The organism is Candidatus Symbiopectobacterium sp. NZEC135 (assembly GCF_025962695.1).
The window spans coordinates 1-735 of the sequence record NZ_JAGFPF010001079.1 but is presented as its reverse complement, the minus strand read 5'-3'; the positions used below and the strand labels follow the sequence as shown (position 1 = coordinate 735).

The 735-nt window shown below is 57.8% G+C and carries 1 protein-coding gene and 1 pseudogene; one reads left to right on the top strand and one right to left on the bottom strand.

Annotated elements, in window-relative coordinates; translation table 11 throughout:
- A partial coding sequence (locus J5224_RS32555; RefSeq protein WP_319802535.1) for an NAD(P)H-hydrate epimerase occupies positions 1-302 on the bottom strand: 302 nt, incomplete at its 3' end.
- Positions 303-504: 202 nt separating this feature from the next.
- On the opposite strand from J5224_RS32555, the pseudogene J5224_RS32550 reads away from it, so the two are divergent.
- Positions 505-735: pseudogene (locus J5224_RS32550) on the top strand (tRNA epoxyqueuosine(34) reductase QueG); the annotation flags it as partial.

The following is a 735-nucleotide window of genomic DNA, read 5'->3' as shown; positions in this document are numbered from 1 at the left end:
GGCAGAGGGCGTGCCGCCCTGCACGCGACCACGGTGGTTTCAATCCCAGCAGCGCGCGCAAGCGTGGCTACCACATAGCCATCGCCGCCGTTGTTGCCATGCCCACACAACACCAGCCAGCGGCGCGCATTCGGGTAACGGTGACGGGCGTATTGGTAAGCGGCCTCTCCGGCACGTTGCATCAACGCATAAAGCGTGGTTCCCGTTTGCCGCGCGGCGTCAGGTTCTTCACGACGCAGCCAGTCGGGTGGATAAACGCAGTCTGGTAGCCTTCGCTGATGCGCAGGTATGGTATGCGGCATGAGTTCCTCCCGGGCAACATAAGCGCTTGTCGCAAAAACGGATAACGCATGGTTATCTTTATGTCTCAACTTAGCAAGGTCTGAAACCGGCTGCCAGAAACCGATAGGATAAATGTCGCATGGCACCGGTGCTTTCAGCGCACAGACGTCCGTCAGACGATGTGATAAAATAAGACCGTTTATCTCTTCGATACGGTTCCTCATGACTTATCCCTACGACCTTAACCAACTCGCCCAGCACATCAAACAGTGGGGACGTGAATTGGGCTTTCAGCAGGTAGGGATCTGCGATACCGACCTTTCCCACGAAGAGCCACGGCTTCAGGCGTGGCTGGATAAGCAGTACCACGGTGAAATGGCGTGGATGGCGCGCCACGGTATGCTGCGTGCGCGCCCTCATGAGCTGTTGCCCGGCACGCTGCGCGTTATCAGC